This window comes from Mycolicibacterium palauense (assembly GCF_002592005.1).
GTDB classification, from domain to species: Bacteria; Actinomycetota; Actinomycetes; order Mycobacteriales; family Mycobacteriaceae; genus Mycobacterium; species Mycobacterium palauense.
Window position 1 is genome coordinate 42,005 of the sequence record NZ_NVQF01000006.1, and the last position, 20,357, is coordinate 62,361.

The following is a 20,357-nucleotide window of genomic DNA, read 5'->3' on the forward strand; positions in this document are numbered from 1 at the left end:
GGGCCTCAGGCCGGGTCTGGACGGTCGTCGGGTGCCACGAAGGTCTGCGCCCGGTTCGCCAGTGCGGCGTCGACGCCCCGCTGGACGGCCGTGCCGTTGCCCCATCCGGCGTAGTAGTGTAGCTGCAGGACGATCTCGTCCAACTCGGCCTCGCTGAGTTCCTCGTTGATCAGTGCGCCGCGCACCTGGGTCTCGATCAGGTCGGCGCGGCCCAGCATCGCCGTCGCGCCCAGGACGAGCAGTCGCCGGTCCCGGATGGACAACCCCGGACGGCTCCACACCTCGCCGAACAGATGGTCGATCGTCATGGACAGGGCGGGGCCACGCTCGGCCGGCATGGCCGCGGCCAGCCCGGGTCCGTACACCTCGTCCATGGTCCGAAGGCCCCGTTCCCCCCGGTCATGGCCAGGGTCACGGCCAGGGTCATGGCCAGAGTCACGGCCAGAGTCACGGCCAGAGTCATGGCCAGGGTCGTCGCCACGGTCGGCGGGCGGCCGCCGCCCGGGCAGGCCCAGGGTGTCCGCACCCCGCTCCCGGGTGGCGTCGACCAGCGGCACCGCGAGCCCGTGCCCGGCCGCGAAGTCCTGCGCAGCGGCGAGGTCCTTGTCCATCAGGCGCTGCACCTGGGGCGCCACCTCGGCCACGTGGTCGGGTCGGCCGGCGCGGTTGCGCAGCCAGGTGAACAGTGTCGCCCCGTCGGGGTCGGCCTCCCCGACGACGTCGATGAGCGTCTGCGGATCCACACCGGCCGCCGCGGCCAGGTCGGCGGCTTCCTGCACCGCGCGCCAGCTTCCGTAGGTGATGACGTTACGGGCGATCTTGGTCGCCATGCCCGCTCCGAGCGGACCGCAGTGCACCACCTGTTTGGCGAAGTCCTCCAGGACCGGCCGGGCCCGCCGCACCGTGTCGGCGTCACCGCCGAGCATGGCGACCATCCCGTTGGTGGCGGCGCGGTCACCGGGTGTGACACCGCAGTCGAGCACCGTCACACCGTGGTGACCGCACTCGGTGGCCAGCTCGGCAACCTCGGGAACCGACACCGTGGACAGCACGACGACGATCAGACCGGGACGGGCCCCGGCGAGCACACCGTCGTCCCCGCGCAACACCGCGCGGACCTGTGCGGCGTCCACGACGGCGACGAGGACCACGTCGCTGCCCGCGGCCACGGCGGCCGGTGTGGCCGCCGGCTGGGCCGGCAATCCGGTGGCGGCCTCCGGGCGGACGTCGTAGACCAGCGGGGTGCGGCCGCTGCGGGCCAGGCTGGTCGCCACGCCCCCGCCGATCATGCCCAGCCCGACGACGCCGGCCCGCAGCGTGCCGCCGGCGGGTTCCGCAGCGTGTGCAGTGGTGGTGTCGTCAATGGTCGCCGTCATCGTCATTCCTAACCTAACTAAGTTCACCTACGATGAGTTTAGCCCAGCTATCTATTTGACGGGGCCGCACGACCAGGTGATTCCCCGCACAACCGGGAGCCGATATGGTCCCCGTCTATGGGATCGGCAGCATCGCCGCGCCGCCGCAACCGCCGCGGCGAAGGCGAGCGGCTACGAGCCGACGTGCTGGCCGCCGTCGGCCGGCTGCTGGACCGGCAGGGCGGCGACGAGACACTGACCATGCGCGCCGTGGCCCGTGAGGCCGGCGTCGCGCCACCGTCGATCTACCTGCACTTCTCCGACAAGGCCGAACTCGTCTGGGCCGCCCTGGCAGACCGGTACCGCCAGTTGGCCGAGGCGATGCACGCCGCCGCGCAGGCCGTCGACGCGGGCGGGCCGCGGGAACGACTCACCGCGCAGGTCCACGCCTACTGCGCGTTCGCCATGGACCGTCCCGGCCACTATCGGCTGATGTACCAGGTCCGACAGCCGGCCCTGCCACGGGAGCGACTCGGCTCCCATCCCGCGGGCCAGGTCTCCGAGCAGTTGCGCGACGGCCTGCTGGCCTGCGCGCGGGCGGGGCACCTCCTGGCCCTGCCACTGCACCAGGGGGCACACACCCTGTGGACCGGCCTGCACGGCATGGTCTCGGTGCAGCACACGCTGGCGATGCAGGTCCGCATCGAGGACCTCTTCGCGTTGGCCGACGGTCTGGTCGACGTGCTCGTCGGCCGGAACCCCGTGGCCGGTCCGACCCTGCCGCCCCAGACGCCGCTGGACGCCCTGATCGCCGAGACGGTCGCCGGGCCCCGCGGCGGCGGGACCGGCGGCGGGACCGGCGGCGGGACCGGGGTCCGGGATCAGGATTAGCGACCCAGCAACGGTGGGTACGCGCACACCCATGGCATCGGTGAACGTCTCGGTCTCCTCCGACCTCAACCCCGACCAGGCCTGGGCCCTGGCCTCCGACCTGCGCCGCTTCGACGAGTGGCTGACCATCTTCGGCGGCTGGAAGAGCCGGGTGCCCGCCTCCATCGGCACCGGCACCACGGTGGCCTCGGTGATCAAGGTCAAGGGCTTTCGCAACGTAATCCATTGGAAGGTCACCGATTACGACGAGCCGAGTTGCATCGCCATGCACGGATCGGGTCGCGGCGGAGTGCACATCGGCCTGCGGATGGGCGTCGACGGCGACCGGGACGGGTCGACCTTCCACGTCCGCGCCGACCTCAGCGGAGGAGTGCTCAACGGCCCCGTCGGGCGGATCGTGGCCAGGGTGTTGCACTCCGACGTCAAGAAATCGGTGCGCAACCTCGCGGCCCTCACACCGGTCAGCTGACCCACCCGCGGGCCGGTACGGAATCCGTAGGTAACCCGCCCGATACATCGCCGAACCATCCCCACCACACGCCCGGTGCATGCCCACTGAACAGGCAGTTTCCCTACCCCGACGGCCGTTGTCCCGGTACTGATTCCGTAGTAGCCTGGCCACCAGGTTGAGTCCCCAGCCGTCGCGCCCACAACGGCGAGGAAACGCCCGCGGCGCGCAGGAACCGGCTTCGACTCGCGGAGGTTGCCCATGCCGGCCGTCCACGTGAATGTCACCGCCCCGCACCGCCATCAGCGGCATCGCCCGCGCGCCGCGGTGACCGTACGAACGCTGGCCACCGGCAGCGTCCTGGTCAGTGTGGAGGGGGAACTCGACGCCCACAACGCCGGGGAACTGACCGACACCGCGCGGCGGGCCACCGAGACCGCCGCTTCCCTAGTCATCGACCTGAGCCGGACGAGTTTCGTGGGCACAGAACTGTTTCACGCGTTGAGCGCCATCGACCGGAGCGCCGCCGGCCACCACACCAGCTGGGTACTCATCCCCGGGACGGCGGCGAGCAGGGTCCTGCGGCTGTGCGCCGGGCATCGGGCCGGCGATTGACCGGCGGGCGAACCGCATCCGCGGCTGCGATACTCGCGCCATGTCCGAAACCTCGAAGAGCGCAGGAACCGAATCCGTACCCGTCGAGGCGATCCGCACCGGCGACATCGTCAAGGATCCCGGCTCGGGCCGGTGGATCACCGTCAGCCGCGTCGTCGACGGCCAGGTACGCGCCACCGAGCACGACACCTACGCCGACGAGTCTGTGACGCAGCCCTTCTGGTCGCTCTACGGCGACGAACGACTCGACGAGGTGATCACCGTGCACGACCGGTCGGCCCTGCTGCAGCGCAGGACCGGGGGCTGAGAGCGGTGCCGGTCCGTCGCTAGATGTCCAGCCCGCCGCGCTTGACCAACTGCTTGGCGATGACGTTGCGCTGGATCTCGTTGGTGCCCTCGCCCACGATCATCAGCGGCGCGTCGCGGAAGTAGCGCTCCACGTCGTACTCGGTGGAGTAGCCGTAACCGCCGTGGATGCGCACGGCGTCCAGCGCGATCTGCATGGCCGTCTCCGAGGCGAACAGTTTGGCCATCCCCGCCTCCATGTCCGTGCGCTGCCCGGAGTCGAACCGCTCGGCCGCGCCGAACAGCAGGGCGCGCGCCGCGGCCAGTTTGGTCCCCATGTCTGCGAGCATGTTGCCCACCGACTGGTGTTGCCAGATGGGCACCCCGAAGCTCTCCCGCTCCTGGGCGTACCGCAGCGCGTCGTCGAACGCCGCGCGGGCCACTCCGGTGGCGCGGGCGGCCACCTGCAACCGCCCGACCTCCAGGCCCTTCATCATCTGGGCGAAGCCGTTGCCCTCCTCGGTGCCCAGCAGCGCGCTCGCGGGCACCCGGCACTGGGTGAAGTTGAGCTCGCAACTCTCCACACCCTTGTACCCGAGTTTGGGCAGGTCCTTGGACACGGTGAACCCGGGGACCTTCTCCACCAACAGGATCGACACCCCCCGGTGGGCGGGCACCGCGCCGGGATCGGTCTTGCACAGCAGCGCGATCAGACCGGCGCGGCGGGCGTTGGAGATCCAGGTCTTGGAGCCGTCGATCACGTAATGGTCGCCGTCGGGACGTGCCACGGTGCGCATGGCCTGCAGATCGGAGCCGCCCCCGGGCTCGGTGAGCGCCATCGTGGCGCGCAGTTCCCCGGTGGCCATCCGCGGCAGATAGGCCTGCTTCTGCTCCGCGGTCCCGAACAGCACCAGCAGCTTCGACACCACGGTGTGCCCACCCATCGCGCCGGCGAGGCTCATCCAGCCGCGGGCCAGTTCCTCGGTGACCGAGACGTAGCACGGCATCGACACGGCGCCGAAACCGTAGGGTTCGGGGATCGCCAGCCCGAAGATGCCCAGTTCCTTCATCGTCTCGATCAGGGCCTCGGGGTAGGTGTTGGCGTGCTCGAGATCGTGCACCACCGGTCGGACCTGCCTGTCCACGAAGTCGTGGACCGTCTTGACGATGGCGTCTTCTTCCGCCGTGAGCTTCATCGGGTCGTCCCTTTCGCGGGGTCAGATCGCAGGGTCAGGTCGCGGGATCAACTCATCGTCGCAAGCCGGACCGAGCCGGCCGCACGCGCGTCACGGCTCCCGGTCCCGGAAGGTCATCACGAAGCCGACGGCACCGACGACCACCGCAACGACCAGGATCGCGACGCTCAGCCAGCGCTGACCCACCACGCTGGCCAGCCACACCGACAGGAACGCCGCGGCCATCAGCAGGGCCCCGTAGAGCGGTGTCCGCTCGGGGTGCTCACCGCGTCCCATCTGCCATCACCTCAGCTTTCGTCTGGCTCTCGTCTGGCTCCTGCCCGGCCGCCGTGTGGACGTGCGTCGCCGCACCCACTCGAGAATTACCCCGCGCGCCGGCCCCCACACCGCGCCGGGGCTCGTAGGATGAGTGCGCCATGCGGGTCGACGGCCGGGACATCACCATCACCGGCAGTCTGCTGCAACCGCTGACCCGGCGTACCAACGACATCCTGCGCCTGGCACTGGCCACCGTCTTCCTGGCGACCGTCGTCACCAGCTCGCTGATCACCCGCAACGACTGGGAGTCGCTGGAGAAATCGATCTCCGAGATCGTGGGAGTGCTGACCCCGGCCCAGTCCAACCTGGTCTACCTGACCTACGGCCTGCTCATCCTGGCGCTGCCCTTCCTGATCCTGGTCAGCCTGGTGATCGCCCGTCAGTGGAAGCTGCTGGGCGCGTACTGGGCCGCCGGGTTGATCGCCATCCTGGCGCTGTCGATCACCGGCAACGGGATCGCGGCACCGAGGTGGCATTTCGACCTGTCCGGCCGGCTCGACACCCTGCTGTCGCAGTTCCTCGACGATCCCCGCTGGATCGCGATGCTGGCGGCCGTGCTCACGGTGTCGGGCCCGTGGCTGCCCGCACGGTGGCGGCGCTGGTGGTGGGCGCTGCTGCTGGCGTTCGTGCCGATCCACCTGGTGGTCAGCGCGGTGGTGCCGGCCCGCTCCCTGCTGGGGCTGTCGGTGGGCTGGTTCGTCGGCGCACTCGTGGTGCTGGTGGTCGGCACACCCGCCCTGGAGGTCCCGCTGGACGGCGCGGTGCGCGCACTGGCCCGACGCGGATTCCGCGTGTCGGGACTGACCGTGATCCGCCCGGCCGGCCCCGGCCCGCTCGTGCTGACCGCCACGACTCCCCCGGCCGGAACACCGGGCGAACCGGGTGAGCACGCCCCGGCCCCGTCGGGGGCGGCGGACCATCTGCTGACCGCCGAACTGGAGATGTACGGCCCGAATCAGCGCAGCGGTGGCGCCCTGCGCCAGTTGTGGAGCAAGTTCCGCCTCCGCGGCAGCGAGACCGCGCCGCTGCAGGCCTCGATGCGCCGAGCCGTCGAGCACCGCGCGCTCATGGCCGTGGCGATCGGGGAACTGGAGCGGGCCAACACCCGCACGGTGGCGATGGCCGAGCTGGAACGTGGCTGGACGATGTATGCCCACACCGCCTGCCGCGGCGAGCCGCTGACCGACGCGACGCCGCCGGGGGCCCCCTGGCGGGCGCTGCAGGTGCTGCACCGCCACCAGATCTCGCACGGCGACCTGCGCGCCAAGGAGATCACCGTCGACGACGGGACGGTGCTGTTCGGGGGCTTCGGCTCGGCCGAATACGGCGCCACCGACGTCCAGCTGCAGTCCGACATCGCCCAGCTGCTGGTCACCACGACCTCGATCTACGGCGCCGAATCCGCCGTCGCGGCCGCGATCGACACCTTCGGCACGGACGCCGTGCTGACCGGCTCACGCCGGCTGACCAAGGCCGCGGTGCCCGCACGGGTCCGAGAGTCGGTGGCCGAGCCCGGCGAGGTGATCGCCGCCGCCCGCGAGCAGGTGATGCGTCAGACCGGCGCCGACCAGATCCGGCCCGAGAACATCACCCGGTTCAGCCGCAAACAGGTCATCCAGCTGGTGCTGCTGGTGGCCCTGGTCTATGTGGCCTACCCGTTCATCAGCACCGTGCCGACCTTCTTCTCGGAGCTGCGGACGGCCAACTGGTGGTGGGCCGTGCTGGGCCTGGCCGTCTCGGCGCTGACCTACGTGGGTGCCGCCGCCGCGTTGTGGGCCTGCGCCGACGGGGCGGTCAGCTTCAAGAACCTGACGATCATGCAGGTGGCCAACACCTTCGCCGCGACCACCACCCCCGCGGGGGTGGGTGGGCTCGCGCTGAGCACGCGGTTCCTGCAGAAGGGTGGGCTGGGCGCACTGCGGGCCACCGCCGCGGTGGCGCTGCAGCAGACCGTGCAGGTGATCACCCACGTCGGGCTGCTGATCTTCTTCAGTGCCGCCGCGGGCGCCTCCGCCGACCTGTCGCATTTCGTGCCGAAGGCGACCGTGCTCTACCTCATCGCCGGGGTGGCCCTGGGGTTGGTCGGAGCGTTCCTGTTGGTGCCGAAGCTGCGTCGATGGCTGTCGACGGCGGTGCGCCCCAAACTCAAGGAGGTGCTGTCCGACCTGGCCGATCTGGCCCGCGAACCGAAGCGGCTGGGCCTGATCGTTCTTGGCTGTGCGGCAACGACACTCGGCGCGGCGCTGACGCTGTGGGCCAGCATCGAGGCGTTCGGCGGCAACACCTCGTTCGTCACGGTCACCGTGGTGACGATGGTCGGCGGCACCCTGGCCTCGGCCGCGCCCACCCCCGGCGGTGTCGGGGCGGTGGAGGCCGCGCTGATCGGCGGCCTGGCGGCCTTCGGGGTGCCCGCGGCCATCGGGGTTCCCGCGGTTCTGCTCTACCGGATTCTGACCTGCTGGCTGCCGGTGTTCATCGGCTGGCCGGTGATGCGCTGGCTGACCCGCAAGGACATGATCTAAAGCGTGTCGGCTGCGCGAGGCGCCGGGCTCTGCGATGCTGGGTGGCGCTCGAGACGGGTGAAAGGCGGAGGTTGATGGGAGAGCTCGGATCCCCCGAAGACCGCGGCGAGGTCCACGGCGAAGGCCGGGATGAGGCCCCGGGTCGGGCACGATGACCGAACGCCGGCGTGCCCGCACCGTGACCGCCAGTCAGGACCGGATCTGGCAGACACTGGCGGCATTCGGCGACATCGCCTCCTGGGCCGGCAACGTCGACCACTCGTGCATCCTCACCCACCCGGCGGAGGGTGCGCCGGTGGGCACCAGCCGCCGGATCCAGGCCGGCCACCTCACCCTCGTCGAGCGCATCGTCGAGTTCGACGCGCCGCACACGCTGGCCTACACCATCGAGGGACTGCCCCGCGGCCTGGGTCGCATCACCAACCGGTGGTCGCTACGGCCACACCGTGACGGCGCCACCGTCGTCACCCTCACCACGCGGGTGGACGACGGGCCCGGCCCGCTGCGCCGCGCCGCGGCCGAACTCGCGGCACGCATCGTGGCCCGGTCGTCCGACGGCATGCTCGCCGACCTCGCCGTCGCAGTGCAACGAAGCGGAGTAAAGCCATGACAACCCGGCCCGACATCATCATCGTGATGACCGACGAGGAACGTGCGGCGCCGCCGTACGAGACCGAGGCGCTCACCGCCTGGCGGGAATCGGCGCTGCCCGGGCGCCGGTGGTTCGACGAGCACGGGGTCAGCTTCCACCGCCACTACACCGGCTCGCTGGCGTGTGTCCCCAGCCGCCCCACCATCTTCACCGGCCAGTACCCGGACCTGCACGGTGTCACCCAGACCGACGGCATCGGCAAGCGCTACGACGATTCCCGGCTGCGCTGGCTGCGGCCCGGTGAGGTCCCGACCCTGGGCAACTGGTTCCGCGCCGCGGGCTACGACACCCACTACGACGGCAAGTGGCACATCACCCACGCCGACCTGACCGACCCCGCGACCGGTGAATCGCTGGCCACCAACGATGCCGACGGCGTCGTCGACCCCGCCGCCGTGCAGCGCTACCTCGACGCCGATCCGCTTGGGCCCTACGGCTTCTCGGGTTGGGTGGGACCCGAACCGCACGGCGGCAAGCTCGGCGACAGCGGGACTCGCCGGGATCCGCTGATCGCCGACCGGGTGGTGGCCTGGCTGACCGACCGCTACGCGCGCCGGCGCGCGGGCGAGGCCGCGGCGCAGCGCCCGTTTCTGCTCGTGGCCAGCTTCGTCAACCCGCACGACATCGTGCTGTTCCCGGCGTGGCTGCGCCGCTCACCGCTGGAGCCGTCCCCGCTGGACCCGCCGCCGGTCCCGCCCGCGCCGACCGCCGGCGAGGACCTCTCGACCAAACCGGCCGCCCAGATCGCGTTCCGGGAGGCCTACTACTCCGGATACGGGCCCGCCCCGGTGATCCGGCGGGCCTACGCCCAGAACGGGCAGCGGTACCGGGACCTCTACTACCGGCTGCACGCCGAGGTCGACGACCCCATCGACCGGGTGCGCCGCGCGGTCACCGAGGGCGGCTCCGAGGAGGCCGTGCTGGTGCGCACCGCCGACCACGGCGAGCTACTGGGTGCACACGGCGGACTGCACCAGAAGTGGTTCAACCTCTACGACGAGGCGACCCGGGTGCCGTTCACCGTGGTCCGCACCGGAGCCCGCGCGACGTCGCCGCGGGTGGTGCAGGATCCGACCTCCCACGTCGACCTGGTGCCGACACTGCTGGCGGCCGCCGGTGTCGACGTGGGTGCGGTCGGCGAGATCCTGGCGGAGACGTTCAGCGAGGTGCACCCGCTGCCGGGCCGCGACCTGATGCCGGTCGTCGACGGTGCCCCCGCCGAGCCGGCCCGCGCCGTGTACCTGATGACCCGCGACGCCGTGCTCGACGGTGATACCCAGGTTTCGGCGGTGGCGCGCGGGCTGGGCGTCACCAGCAACCCGCCCGCCCCGATGCGCATCGAGCTGCCGGCCCACACCGCCGCCAACTTCGAGGGCCTGGTGGTGCTGGTCGCCGACTCCGAGGCCGCCGGCGGAGCCGATCACCTGTGGAAACTGGTCCGCACTTTCGACGACCCGTCGACGTGGACCGAGCCCGGGGTGCGGCACCTGGCCGCCAACGGACTCGGCGGCGAGGTGTACCGCACCGATCCCCTGGACGACCAGTGGGAGCTCTACGACCTGACCGCCGACCCGATCGAAGCGGACAACCGCTGGACGGATCCCGGCCTCGACGAGCTACGCCGCCACCTGCGCACGGAGTTGAAGCGGATGCGCGCCGAATCGGTGCCCGAACGGCACAACCCGTGGCCCTATGCCCGCCGCCGGCCGCCCGCCCCGGCGGGACCGGCCGTGGCGCAGGTCATCCGGCGGATGTGGCAGCGCCGGGGCCGCTGAGGCGGGGGGCCACGGCGGGGCCGCTGAGGCGCCGCGGCAGGCACAGCAGTGCCGTGGCCACCGTCGCCCCGGCCGCCACGACGAACGCGGCGTAGACCGACACCAGGTCGGCCATCCCGCCGAGCAGAGCCGCCGCGATGGGGCGCGAGCCGAGGAAGCCCACCAGCCACAGCGCCATGATCCGGCCGCGCAGCTCGTCGGGGGCGCGCTCCTGCACCACGGTGCTCAGACCGGTCATCGCCCAGCCGAAGCCCAGCCCGGCCACCGCGAAACCGGCCAGCGCCAGCGCCGTGACCGTCGCGACGGTCAGCAGCGCGCACCCGCCGCCGAGCAACCACAGCCCGACCGAGGACACCCGCTCGGCGGGCACCCGCCCGCGCAGCAGCGCCAGCGCGGTCATCCCGACCGCGGCGCCGATGCCGAACATCGCCGAGAGCGCCCCCACCAGGCTGGTGCCCCCGCCCAGCGCGTCGGCCACCGACGGGGTCAGCGTGATCGACGGGTCGGCGGCGAACCCGACCATGGTGACGGCCACCAGCGCCAGCAGCAGCGGACGATCCCGCCAGACGTACCGCAGCGCCGTGCGCACCCGGTAGTCGGCGCCGGCCAGCCGCTCCGGCGGGGCCGGGAAACGGACCAGCACCAGGAAGATCGCGAAGATCAGATGCAGCCCGGCGCTGACGGCGAAGCCGGCGGCCGAGCCGAGGTGGGCGGCCAGATAGGCGCCGATCGCCGGTCCGATCATCCGCCCGACGGTCATCGGGATGCTGTTGAGCGCCATCGCCGTGGACAGCTCACCCGGGCGGATCAGCGACGGCACGATCGACTGCATGGCCGGCCCGCCGACGACGAAGCCGATCCCGACCAGCAGTGTTCCGCCCAGCACCGCGGCCGCCGCTCGGCCGCCGGCGACGTCGGGGACCAGTGCCAGCGAGGCCGCCACCGAGCCGGACCCCACGGTGCAGAAGACCCGGCCCAGCAGGATCTGGCGGGCCGGGTTGCCGGCGTCGGCCCACTTGCCGCTGGTGGGGCTGAGGATCAGCTGCGGGGCGAACTGCACCACCCCGACCAGGCCGACCATCAGCGCCGAGTGGGTCGCCTGGTACATCACCACGGCGGCGACGATCCCGTGCGTCCACACCCCGACGACGGAGAACATCTTGCCCCAGAACAGGGCGCCGAACACCGGGTCGAACATCAGCCCGAGGGCGCCACGCGCGGCGGGCCGCGCGCTCGTGTGGGCGGTCACGGGGTCACCACCCGCGGGCCGAGCAGCGCGTCGACGGGATCGAAGCGAAACAACGGCACCCCATGTACATAGCACATGGATGCATTTCGCCGCGGGGGCGGGGTTGGCCCAGCCGGATGTTCCAAGCCCGGATGTTCCTAGCGATGGCCGAACACGCGGACTGGTGTGCTGGGTGCGCGGCCGATCCCGGCCGCACACAGGGTGTTCGAAGGCGGAGAGATATGACCAGGTTTCGGCGGCCGGCCCGCACGGCGATGATCGGCGCGGCGGTGGCGGTGGCGATGTACGGCGGCCAGGCGGCGGTGGCTTCGGCGGCCCCGGACCTGACGCCGCTGACCACCACCACCTGCAGCTACGCCCAGGTGCAGGCCGCACTGGACGCGCAGGCACCCGACCTGGCCAGGCAACTGACGCAGTATCCGATGGCACAGGCCCGGCTGCAGACGTTCCTGTCGGCCCCGGTCGATCAGCGCGAGCAGATGCTCGAGCAGGCCCAGGGGCTGCTGGCCCCGAAGGCCGGCACCGAGCAGAGCCAGCAGTACGCGGACACGGTTCTGCGGGTCGCCGAAACCTGCGGCCAGTACTGACAGCCGGTACTGAACGGCCGGTCAGGGGCGCGGCAACCGGCAGCCGGTATAGCCGGAGATCCCGAGGTTGCCCTGATAGCCGACCTTGATGAACAACCCGGCCGGCCCGTAGAAGCCGACGTCGTGGTTGCCGGGCGCGTCCTGCATCGTCTGGATGTCGGTGGCACCGATCCCGGCGGCCGACGACGTGGCCGTGTCGAGGATCTGCGACCACTGCCGTTCGGACAGGCCGGCGTTCTGCGCGATGCGGTTGGGCAGGAAGGAGCGCCGGCCGTCGGTCCGGTCGTAGGGCCGCTGGCAGTTGTCGGTTTCGGCGTTGTCCTGCGTCGTCCACACCAGCTGCGGCGCGATGCGGCTCGCGCCGGCGACGATCTCGTCCATGGCCGTCCGCACCGCGGCTTCGGTTTCGGACAGGGACGGCAGCGCTTCGAGCTCCTCGAGCACCGGGGCGGTGTCCGTCGACGGCGCCGGCTCGGCGGGTTCGTGGGGTGTGTCCACCTGACATCCTGACGCGAGAGGGGCAATGACGAGGGCCGTGACGAGGGCAGTGACCAGCGCGGCGGCGCGGGTGGCGGCGGCGAGCCGAGGCCTCAACACCGGCACCGGCACCGGCAGCGATCTAGGCATGTCGACTCCGTTCACCTGTCCAGAATGGCCTTGTCGTCAAGGCCCGCCACGACCGCGGCGATGTTGTAGCCGGTGGTGCGGGGCAGCGCCTGACCGGTCGGACCCGTCGTGGTTCCGGTGCGCGGGTACTCGCTGTGGCCGTGCGCGGCGTCGAGGTCCAGCACGCCGCCGCGGCGGTCGGGGATGCTGACCGCCTCGGTTTCCAGGTGCACGAAGTTCGGGTTGGTGGCGGGGTTCGGCCCGAACTGGCCGGCGCCGGTCGCGTCGCCGGCCAGCAGACCTCCGTGCAGCAGCGGGCCGAGACCGGGGACCAGCGGCGCCGCCACGTGGGCCAGCGGTGGTCCGTCATAGACCCATTGAATCGGATCGTCGGGTGTTTCCATGGTGAACACGTGGCCGGGCTGCAACTGCAGGTCGCCGGGCGTACTCGCCTCGATGCCGGGTGAGCCGTAGAAGAGCGCGTCGGTGACGCCGTGGTCGCCGGGTTGCTGCAGAGCCAGCCCGGTGGTCAGCGATCCGTAGGAGTGCCCGATGGCCGTCAGGTGTGCCGGTGCCCCCTCGTGGGCGGCGGTGACGCCGTCGTAGAAGCGGGACAGATCGACCGCGCCGGCGCGGGCGACGTTGTCGTGGCTGACCTCCCAGGCCCCGGCCAGGGACGCACCGAGGTCGTCGGTGCCGGGGATCTGCGGCGGGTCGTAGCCGATCCAGGCGATCGCCGCCACGGTGTCGCCGGCGTGGCCGGGGACCAGGCCGAGTTGGCGCATCGCCTCCTGACGCAGGTTCGACGCCTCGGATGCCATGTCGACGATCCCGCCGCGCACCGTGGTGTTCAGACCGGGGGTGGTCACCGAGATGTTCTGCGCGGTGTCGGGGTCGCCGACCGCGACCGCGGCCCGGGCCTGGCGGCCGGTCTGGGTGTCGAGCACCATCAGCTTGCGCTCGGGGTGTCCGGTCACCGCCTTGTCGACGGCCTGCAGGTCGGGCAGGTACCGAGCCCCGTTGAGGGCCGCGTCGTACCGGCGCTGCCAGTCCTCGTAGCGCAGCCGGTCGTCGAAGATCGCGCCTGGCTTGTTCAGTTCGGGGATGTTGTCGCCGGCCGCCCAGTCCGGATGTGCGGCGCGCAGGGCCTCGGCGCGGGCCTCGGCAGCCCGCGCCGAGGCCAGCTGGTCGGCCAGGTTCAGCCGGTTGTAGTAGTCACTGCCGCGATAGGTGTCGTCGCCGGTCGGCATTCCGGGGTGGTTGCCGACGTTGTGGTCGCGGCGGTAGAGGTAGTCCTTCTGTTCGTTGGACAGGCTGCGCCAGAACCTGGTGAACTCGTCGGGGTCCTGCGGCAGCGGCTGATCGAGCAGTGGCGTGTCGAGGGCGTCGGCGGGGATGGGCGCGGAGCCGTCGGCCATCGCGATGGCGTGGGCCAGTGCGGCGTCGACCGCGTTCGCCTCGGCGACGATCCGGTCCAGCCGGGGCTGCAGCTGCTGCTGTTTGAGCAGAATCTCCATCGGATTGCCGCGCACCCCGGCACCGGGGACCACCGTCGCGGACACCGGGTCGATCTCCATGCCCAGCACCGCCGCGTCGGCCTTCAGCGTCGCCAGTTCGGATTTGATCCGCTCGATCTCGTCGGCGGCCCCGCGGGCGGCGTTGGCCACCGCCATCGCCTCGTTACCGTGCGCGTCGAGGTCGGCGCGGGTCTTGCCGATCGCGTCCCGGGCCGCGGCCGCGGCCGCCCCGCCCCACGTCGCGAACGCCGGCAGGGTCGCCAGCCCGCCGGCGGCGTCGCGGGCGGCCTGGGCGCGGCTGGAGGCGGCGTGGAACACCTCGCGCACGTCGCCGGGGTCCCACCGCTCGATGTCCGCGACGGTCAGGGTCACCGCAACTCACGGCGAGGTCTGCGCGGTGATCGCGTCGGCGGCCTGCGCCGGGATCTCGAGTGCCCGGCTGCCGCCTTCCTCCATCTCGCAGAAGCACTGTGCACTGGTGTGCAGCCCCTGCGCGTGATCGGACATCCGCGTCAACAGGGTGCCGGTCGTCTGCAGCCAGGCCGCGCTCTTGGCCGCCAGTGCGGCCGCCGAGGCGCCCCGCCAGCCGCCCTGGGCCACCTCGACCCGGCCGTCGGCATCGGCGTGGCGCATCGCGACGTCCTCGCCGTGACCGGTCACCGCGACACCCGAGGCGATCAGATCCTCGATGTTCACCCGGAGCGCCACGGCAACCCCCCAACGACGACACTTCCTACCGCGTCATGCATAGCAGCACACCGCCGACGCGCGCCAGTCACCGGCGGTGGGGGTGTTCACGGGCGCGCCGGCCCCGACCGATTCTGCAGGCGGGCCGCCAGCAACGTGGTCCATTCCGCGAGATAGTCGTCGTCGGGGACGGCCGCGTCGGCCCGACGAAAGAGGTTGGTGGCGAAGCGGGCTCCGAGCAGCGCGTTGACCCCCAGCGCGGCGACGGTGGACCGTTCCCGGCGGGTCAGCTGCGGCCCCCAGGTCTCGATCCAGCCGGCGAGTTCGGCGGTCAGCCCGTCGACGAGCGCGGCGTAGGCGCCGTCCAGACGCGCGGACAGCCCGGCGGGGGTGCGCGCGGCGATCTGGAGGAGCTCGGTTTCCTGATCGATCACGGTGAGCAGGTAGCGGCCGAGGACGGTGAGTTCGGCGTGCAGGTCTCCGATCCCGGCGAAGAGGGCGCGGATGTCGTGCATGGCCGCGCGACGGTCCAGCTGGCGGTCGATCCCGGCGGCGAGCAGGGCGTCTTTGGACTTGAAGTGGCGGTACAGGGCGCCCGAACCCGCGGCCAGGCCGGCGGCCGCCTCGATCTGGGAGACGCTGGTGGCCTCGAATCCCCTGTCGCTGAACAGCCGCATCGCTTCAGTGAGCAATCGTTCGCGGGTGGGCGCCGTCATTGACCTCTCCAAAGTGATCACTTACTCTCTGTCTGAGGTCACTTTACCCGTTGTCCGTTCCGCTGGGAGCGATTCGATGCCACACGACAAGCCATGACCGCCCCCGAGACGAGCCCGCCACGGTTGCCGTGGGACGCGGCCGATCCCCACCCCTTCTACGAGGCACGCCGCCGCGAGGGCACCGTGGTGTGGGACGGGACCGCCCAGGCGTGGCTCGCGCTGGGCTATCACGCCGTCCGCGAGGTGCTGTCCGGGCCGGGCTGGATCAGCGATCCCCGCGCCGGGCGCCCCTCCCGCGATGCCCCCGCGTTCCTCGACCCGCAGTTCGTCGAGGCGAACATGCTGTTCACCGATGCAGCACCACACGGTCGGCTGCGCGGCGCGGTGCGTGACGTGTTCACCCGCTCGTTCGTCACCGGCCTCACCGACGGCGTCGAGTCGATCTGCGCCGACGTCATCTCGGCGGTGCACGTGCAGGACCCGGTCGAGGTGATGTCCCGGATCGCGCTGCCGCTGCCGATCGCGGTCATCGGCGCCTGGATGGGCCTGGACGCCGGTCAGTGCGGTGCGCTGCGCGACCACTCCCCGTCCATCGTCCGGATCCTGGGCGGCTTCAGCGACGACCGCGAACTCCGGGACGGCCTCTCCGCGGCCGCCGCGCTGATCGCCGATTTCCTGCCGGCCGCCGCCGACCGCCGCGCCCGCCCCGGCGACGATCTGCTCAGCTTCATCGCCGCGGATCCCGGCCTCAGCCTCGACGAGGTCGTGGTCACCGCGATCCTCGTCGCGGTGGCCGGTCACGAGACCACCGCCAACCTCCTCGGCGCCGGCCTCATCCGGCTTCTCACGCCCACGCCCGACGGCACCCGCCTCGCCGACGGGATCGACCCCGCCGATCCCGCGGCCGTCACCGAACTGCTGCGCCTGGACGCACCCGTCCAGGCCGCCGCCCGCACCGCCACCACCGACCACCACCTCGACGGTGTCACCATCCGTCGCGGCGAACCCGTCCTGGCCTGTGTGGCTGCCGCCAACCGCGACCCGGAGGTCTACCCGCGGCCCGACGACTTCCGGCCCGGCCGCCGGGGACCCGCACCCCTGAGCTTCGGCCACGGCGCGCACTACTGCCTGGGCGCCCCCCTGGCCCGGCTCGAGATCGCCGTCGCGCTGCGGCAGTTCCTGGACCGCGAACCGATCCTCACCGGCACACCCGTCTGGCGCGACACCCCCGCCATTCGCGGACCACTCACCGTCCCAGCCGTATTCACCGCCTAGGACACCGCACGCCCGATAGGACACCGCATGCCCGATGACCGAAGACCGGTGCCGACCGGCCGGCTCAAGCGCACCATGCCGTTGGCGGGGTTCACCGCACGCGCTGCCGGCGGCCGCCTCGTCGCCGGACTGCAGCAGCGCGCGGGCCGGGACGGCGCGGTCGAACGCTTCCACGAACGCACCGCCGAGCGCTACGCGGAACTGCTCGGCCATTCCCGGGGCGTGTTGATGAAGATGGGCCAGATCATGTCCATGCTCGACTCCCGCGCCGTGGGCACGGGCGGATTCTGGCCCTACCAGGCCGCGATGACACGATTGCAGGCCGACGCGCACCCCATGCATCCCGATCTGGTCCGCGAAACCCTGGACTCCGAACTCGGTTGCAGAACGGAGCTCTTCGCCGAGTTCGGCGACGAGCCGGTGGCGGCGGCCTCGATCGGTCAGGTACACCGCGCGGTCCTGCACGACGGCCGCCACGTCGCGGTGAAGATCCAGTACCCCGGCGTCGCCAGGGCGATCCGCCACGACCTGGCCAACTCCGAACTGCTGGCCACGTTTCTGCGCTTCGTCACCTCGGCGTCGGGCATCAGGGTCGATGTTCAGGCGGTGGCCCGCGAGGCGGCGGCGCGCATCTCCGAGGAGGTGGACTACCGGCACGAGGCACGGACCGTGGCGCGCTTCGCCGAGCTCTACCGCGGGCACCCCTTCATCCGGATTCCCGATGTCGTCGACGACCTGTCCGGTGATCGGGTGCTCACCATGACCTATCTCGACGGAATGGATTGGGCCGCGGCACAACAGGCCGAGCAGGAGCTGAAGAACGCCTGGGCGGAGGCGATCACTCGTTTCAGCCAGGGCAACTTCAGACACGCCAACCTGATGCACGCCGACCCACACCCGGGTAACTACCGCTTCTCCGAGGACGGCACGGTCGGCTTCGTCGACTTCGGCTGCGTGAAGGTGCTGCCCGAACTGCAGCGTCGACGGCTCGTCGCGATGAATCGCGCCGTCTTCGAGGGCCGCAAGGACGACTACCGGGACCTGATGACCCAGGCGGGATTCCTCTCCGACGACTCCGATCTGACCGCCGACGATCTCTATCGTTGGCAATCGGACATGCTCTACGAAGTCGTCGGCGCACCCCAACCCGTCACCTACACCCCCGAGACCACCGCGCGCACCATCCGCGGGCTCTTCGACGTGCGCGACGGCACGCATCCGATGGCCCGGATGACCGTTCCCGACGATTTCGTCTTCCTCAGTCGCCTGCAACTGGCCGTGCTGAGCGTGTGCGCCGGCCTGAACGCCACCATGTATTCGCGATCACTGTTCGACGACATCGACGCGGTCGCCGACCCGGTCAGCGAGCTCGGCAGACAGCACCACGCCTGGGTGCGCGAGCGTGGACTGCCCATGGCCCTCGACCACCACGACCACCCGTGACGCCGTACGGCCCGGTTTTCGCGGTCCGTTCTACGGTGCGGTCCGTCCGCGCCCGTCGATCGGCGGTATCACCAGGTCGGCGAGCGCCCGGGGCGGGCCGAGGTGAAAGCCCTGACCGCGGCGAATTCCCATTCGGCGCAGGACATCGGCCTGGCCCTCGGTCTCGATCGCCTCGGCCACCGTGTCGGCATTGAGCTCCGCGGCCAGCGCCACCAGTGCGGTCACCAGGGCCCGTTTGACGGGATCGGTGTCGATGCCGGCTACCAGCTCTCCGTCGATCTTGATGACGTCGGGGCGCAGGCGCAGCAGCTGGGTGAAGCTGGCGTACCCGGCACCGGCGTCGTCGACGGCCACCAGGATGCCGCGGTCGCGCAACGGCTGAAGGGCCGCCGCCAGATCTTCCGGGAAGGGTTCGTGCTCGGTGATCTCCACTGTCAACGTCCGGTCCTCGGCGACCAACATGTCACGGATGGCCGGGTCGAGCACCGCGGCGGGGCTGAGGTTGACCGCCAGGCCGTACTCCGGCGGTATCGCCCGGGCCGCGGTCACAATGGTGTGCAGGGCGGCGAGTTCGAGCGCGATTCCCCGGCGGACCCGCAGGGCGGTGCCGAACCACTGCGCCGGGCTCAGCCCCATCTCGGCGGGGAACCGCGACAGACCCTCGAAACCCACGGTCTCCCCGGACGCGAGGTCGATGATCGGCTGAAAGACGGCGCTCACGTTCTCCGGATTCGCCAGCAGCGCATCCATGCACTCCTCCAGCCGGTGGGTCTCGGCGCCCTCCGGCGCCATCACCGAGGCCAGAAATCGTGTCGTCGAGTGCCGATCGTGCTGTTCGCCCCGGTTCAGCATGTCGGTCAGCAGAGCCGACAACTGAAAATGCGTGCCGACCAACGCGGACACGAAGCCGCTGATCGACATGGTCGCATCGACATCGAGGTCGGTGAACGCCCCGACCCGGGTCGACGCCAGCAACAGAGATCCGATTGCCACGTCGTTGTGCAGCAGCGGAATCACCACCCAAGACCGCGTCCCCCACTGCACATTCAATGCTCGGTTCTCTGCCCGACGGGGCGTGTCGAAGGTCTTCGGCAGGTACGTCGATGATGATGGAACCAGTGCTCGTGGGGTGAGATAAGGAGCCGGGGATGGTTGGCGATTCGGCTGATGGTTGGACTCTCTATTTCTACGATTTCCGCCGACCCTTCGTATCGGTGGACGACGTGGTTCCGGGTTTGGGTGATGTTCAGACCTGGGCGAGGCGAAACGGTGCGCGTGATGGCACTCCTTTCTTTCTTGACCCGTGGGGCCGGGCGGATGTGTTGGTGAACGCCTACTGGCGGGATCCGTTGGTGAGGGGACGAGCGGCAGCGACGCTACGTCGTTACGTCGTTACGCTTTGTCCTTGAAGGTCTGGCTGGATTTCTTGCACGCGTTAGGTGTTCGATGGGATCGGGCGTCTCGGTCGGAGTTGGCTGCGTTCAAGGAGTGGCGGTTGTCGGCTGAGGAGAACCCTACGCATATGGGGGCTAATAGTGTCTGTGTCGATCGCGCGGCGATTCGCAGCTTCTACCTGTGGGCGGCCGAGCTGCATGGCGTGGACAACCCCGTCCGTGCCCGTACGATTGCCACCTCTCGCGTGGTCGGCGAAAAGGTTGTGTTGGAGAGCATGCCTTCGGGGATGCGTAAGGCGGACGTGAAGTGGCTTACTCCGCAGGCGTTTCGGTTGTGGCGGAACTTGGGGTTGCGCGGCTTCACGACGGAGGGCTTGCCGGGTCCGGACTGGCGTGGAACGACTGAGGATTGCGATGTCGCGTTCGTGGAGGGGCTGTTCGGGGCGGGCTTGCGAATCGGCGAGTGGGCCAGCATGTTGACCGTCGAGGTGCCGGCGGAGGGTTCCGAGGGTTTGGTGCGTTCGCGCGTGGCGTCGTGTTGTGCGAAGGGTGGTCCTGGGCGTCCGTTTTGGATGCAGCGCCGCGTCGTCCAGCACGTTCATTTCTATCTGCGGGAAGGTAGCCGCAGCGCGGCCATCGCCCGCGCCCACCACTATCACCGCAGGTCAACGCATCAATAGACTCGAACTACAACTGTAGTACTAGCTGCCGAAAACGCTCACCTGAGAAACAAGATCAGAACACTCTCCGCAGTGATCACCGAACTCACCCACGAAACATCCAGATCCAACGTCGTTGTCCCCTTGCCGCGAAAACAACCGCAGGG

The 20,357-nt window shown here is 70.6% G+C and carries 20 protein-coding genes; 11 read left to right on the forward strand and 9 right to left on the reverse strand.

Annotation, left to right across the window (positions count from 1 at the left end; translation table 11 throughout):
* Positions 1–5: 5 nt before the first annotated feature.
* Positions 6–1,376 (reverse strand): NAD(P)-binding domain-containing protein, encoded by a 1,371-nt coding sequence (locus CSR00_RS03960; protein WP_099021166.1) that lies wholly within the window; start codon positions 1,374–1,376, stop codon positions 6–8.
* A 117-nt stretch (positions 1,377–1,493) separates the two neighbouring features.
* On the opposite strand from CSR00_RS03960, the gene CSR00_RS03965 reads away from it, so the two are divergent.
* The 4 genes from CSR00_RS03965 to CSR00_RS03980 all read left to right on the forward strand — a co-directional run bounded on the left by CSR00_RS03965 (position 1,494) and on the right by CSR00_RS03980 (position 3,616).
* Positions 1,494–2,246, forward strand: coding sequence for a TetR/AcrR family transcriptional regulator (locus tag CSR00_RS03965; RefSeq protein ID WP_099021108.1), 753 nt, complete (start codon positions 1,494–1,496; stop codon positions 2,244–2,246).
* A 31-nt stretch (positions 2,247–2,277) separates the two neighbouring features.
* Complete coding sequence (locus CSR00_RS03970) at positions 2,278–2,715, forward strand: type II toxin-antitoxin system Rv0910 family toxin (protein WP_099021109.1); 438 nt, start codon at positions 2,278–2,280, stop codon at positions 2,713–2,715.
* Positions 2,716–2,955: 240 nt separating this feature from the next.
* Positions 2,956–3,309, forward strand: a complete 354-nt coding sequence (locus CSR00_RS03975; protein WP_099021110.1) for an STAS domain-containing protein — start codon at positions 2,956–2,958, stop codon at positions 3,307–3,309.
* 40 nt (positions 3,310–3,349) lie between these two features.
* Positions 3,350–3,616, forward strand: a complete 267-nt coding sequence (locus tag CSR00_RS03980) for a hypothetical protein (protein WP_099021111.1) — start codon at positions 3,350–3,352, stop codon at positions 3,614–3,616.
* A 19-nt stretch (positions 3,617–3,635) separates the two neighbouring features.
* Here the strand turns inward: CSR00_RS03980 and CSR00_RS03985 are convergent, their stop codons facing one another.
* Both CSR00_RS03985 and CSR00_RS03990 read right to left on the reverse strand, forming a co-directional pair.
* Entirely contained in the window at positions 3,636–4,790 is a 1,155-nt protein-coding gene (locus tag CSR00_RS03985) for an acyl-CoA dehydrogenase family protein (RefSeq protein WP_099021112.1), read from the reverse strand.
* A gap of 90 nt (positions 4,791–4,880) precedes the next feature.
* Complete coding sequence (locus tag CSR00_RS03990; RefSeq protein ID WP_099021113.1) at positions 4,881–5,066, reverse strand: hypothetical protein; 186 nt, start codon at positions 5,064–5,066, stop codon at positions 4,881–4,883.
* A gap of 140 nt (positions 5,067–5,206) precedes the next feature.
* Between CSR00_RS03990 and CSR00_RS03995 the strand changes: the two genes are divergently transcribed.
* The 3 genes from CSR00_RS03995 (at position 5,207) to CSR00_RS04005 (ending at position 10,057) form a co-directional block, all read left to right on the forward strand.
* A complete protein-coding gene (locus tag CSR00_RS03995; protein WP_099021114.1) occupies positions 5,207–7,630 on the forward strand; it encodes a lysylphosphatidylglycerol synthase transmembrane domain-containing protein in 2,424 nt (807 codons plus the stop codon).
* Positions 7,631–7,781: 151 nt separating this feature from the next.
* Positions 7,782–8,240: an SRPBCC family protein gene (locus CSR00_RS04000; protein WP_099021115.1), complete on the forward strand. Its 459-nt coding sequence runs from the start codon at positions 7,782–7,784 to the stop codon at positions 8,238–8,240.
* Positions 8,237–10,057, forward strand: coding sequence for a sulfatase-like hydrolase/transferase (locus CSR00_RS04005; protein WP_099021116.1), 1,821 nt, complete (start codon positions 8,237–8,239; stop codon positions 10,055–10,057). The genes CSR00_RS04000 and CSR00_RS04005 overlap by 4 nt, the downstream gene beginning before the upstream one ends.
* Here the strand turns inward: CSR00_RS04005 and CSR00_RS04010 are convergent.
* Positions 10,023–11,306 carry an MFS transporter gene (locus tag CSR00_RS04010; protein ID WP_099021117.1) on the reverse strand — a complete coding sequence of 428 codons (1,284 nt, stop codon included), beginning with the start codon at positions 11,304–11,306 and terminating at the stop codon, positions 10,023–10,025. The genes CSR00_RS04005 and CSR00_RS04010 overlap by 35 nt on opposite strands.
* A 221-nt stretch (positions 11,307–11,527) precedes the next feature.
* On the opposite strand from CSR00_RS04010, the gene CSR00_RS04015 reads away from it, so the two are divergent.
* Positions 11,528–11,893, forward strand: a complete 366-nt coding sequence (locus CSR00_RS04015) for a hemophore-related protein (protein WP_099021118.1) — start codon at positions 11,528–11,530, stop codon at positions 11,891–11,893.
* A 21-nt stretch (positions 11,894–11,914) separates the two neighbouring features.
* Here the strand turns inward: CSR00_RS04015 and CSR00_RS04020 are convergent, their stop codons facing one another.
* The 4 genes from CSR00_RS04020 to CSR00_RS04035 form a co-directional block, all read right to left on the reverse strand.
* A complete protein-coding gene (locus tag CSR00_RS04020) occupies positions 11,915–12,391 on the reverse strand; it encodes an LppA family lipoprotein (RefSeq protein ID WP_245905820.1) in 477 nt (158 codons plus the stop codon).
* 140 nt (positions 12,392–12,531) lie between these two features.
* Positions 12,532–14,388, reverse strand: a complete 1,857-nt coding sequence (locus CSR00_RS04025) for an alpha/beta hydrolase (protein WP_245905821.1) — start codon at positions 14,386–14,388, stop codon at positions 12,532–12,534.
* Between the two features lie 6 nt (positions 14,389–14,394).
* The gene (locus CSR00_RS04030; RefSeq protein WP_099021119.1) at positions 14,395–14,724 is read right to left on the reverse strand and encodes a WXG100 family type VII secretion target; all 330 of its coding nucleotides are present in this window, start codon (positions 14,722–14,724) and stop codon (positions 14,395–14,397) included.
* A gap of 86 nt (positions 14,725–14,810) precedes the next feature.
* Entirely contained in the window at positions 14,811–15,419 is a 609-nt protein-coding gene (locus tag CSR00_RS04035) for a TetR/AcrR family transcriptional regulator (protein WP_099021120.1), read from the reverse strand.
* 93 nt (positions 15,420–15,512) lie between these two features.
* Between CSR00_RS04035 and CSR00_RS04040 the strand changes: the two genes are divergently transcribed.
* Positions 15,513–16,694 (forward strand): cytochrome P450, encoded by a 1,182-nt coding sequence (locus tag CSR00_RS04040; RefSeq protein ID WP_099021121.1) that lies wholly within the window; start codon positions 15,513–15,515, stop codon positions 16,692–16,694.
* 27 nt (positions 16,695–16,721) lie between these two features.
* Positions 16,722–18,137: an ABC1 kinase family protein gene (locus CSR00_RS04045; RefSeq protein ID WP_245905822.1), complete on the forward strand. Its 1,416-nt coding sequence runs from the start codon at positions 16,722–16,724 to the stop codon at positions 18,135–18,137.
* Positions 18,138–18,167: 30 nt separating this feature from the next.
* Here the strand turns inward: CSR00_RS04045 and CSR00_RS04050 are convergent, their stop codons facing one another.
* The gene (locus tag CSR00_RS04050; protein WP_099021122.1) at positions 18,168–19,157 is read right to left on the reverse strand and encodes an EAL domain-containing protein; all 990 of its coding nucleotides are present in this window, start codon (positions 19,155–19,157) and stop codon (positions 18,168–18,170) included.
* 385 nt (positions 19,158–19,542) lie between these two features.
* On the opposite strand from CSR00_RS04050, the gene CSR00_RS04055 reads away from it, so the two are divergent.
* Complete coding sequence (locus tag CSR00_RS04055) at positions 19,543–20,211, forward strand: site-specific integrase (protein ID WP_245905823.1); 669 nt, start codon at positions 19,543–19,545, stop codon at positions 20,209–20,211.
* Positions 20,212–20,357 lie beyond the last annotated feature (146 nt).